Raw genomic sequence first — 663 nt, 5'->3', positions numbered from 1 at the left:
AGATTGTATTACCCCCGAAACAGTTGGTTTATGCGAAAATGCTTGTGTGACAGTCTTTTCTGTCATGTGTGACCAGTGTTTGTTTGGGGATAAGACCCCCCACCTATCACCATTCCATTGATACCGGTGTACAGACAATTCCTTCTTTATAGACTTATGTTTCCAAGTGAATGCCTTATAAACTATTCCATCGCTTGAAATTGCAGTGCCATAGGTTCCTTCTTTGCTCGCCCAAAGTGGAATATCCAAAAAAAGTTCTACATGCCCTTTTCCTATTAGTTTATCTTCTTGATATTCGTGCCCCTTTCCCCAAAGATTGGGGTCCTCCTGATATAACATCCCATCACTGAGTTGATCAGAACCCTTTGGTTTTTGGAAAGAAATATCGCTATATTCCGTTTTTTCCGTGATGACAGGCGTGCTATCGGCTTCGTTTTTTAGAGTGTTGGTTTGGATATTTAAGTTTCCACCTGCTTGAATAAAGCCTGCTTTGTTCACAAGCGAAAGGCTTTTTCCGCTGCCATCTGCATTGGTGAAAGATAAATCACCTTCTGTCATTATGGTGCCAAAATCATTGAGCAAAGCACCATCAACTTGTAAAGCACCATTGCCCTTCACATAAATTAAGCCCGTTTTGTTGTTGGTCACATTGCCCGTCACGCT

1 protein-coding gene is annotated in these 663 nt (G+C 41.6%); it reads right to left on the bottom strand.

The window, feature by feature from the left end; genetic code table 11:
- Positions 1-663 (bottom strand): hypothetical protein (locus ACFINO_RS10775; RefSeq protein ID WP_375655841.1); only part of this gene is annotated, 663 nt, incomplete at both ends.

The sequence above is a fragment of the Bartonella sp. AA83SXKL genome, assembly GCF_042196965.1.
In the GTDB taxonomy this organism is placed as follows: domain Bacteria; phylum Pseudomonadota; class Alphaproteobacteria; order Rhizobiales; family Rhizobiaceae; genus Bartonella.
Note: the sequence above shows the minus strand (reverse complement) of the source record. Positions and strands in the feature narration are given on the sequence as shown.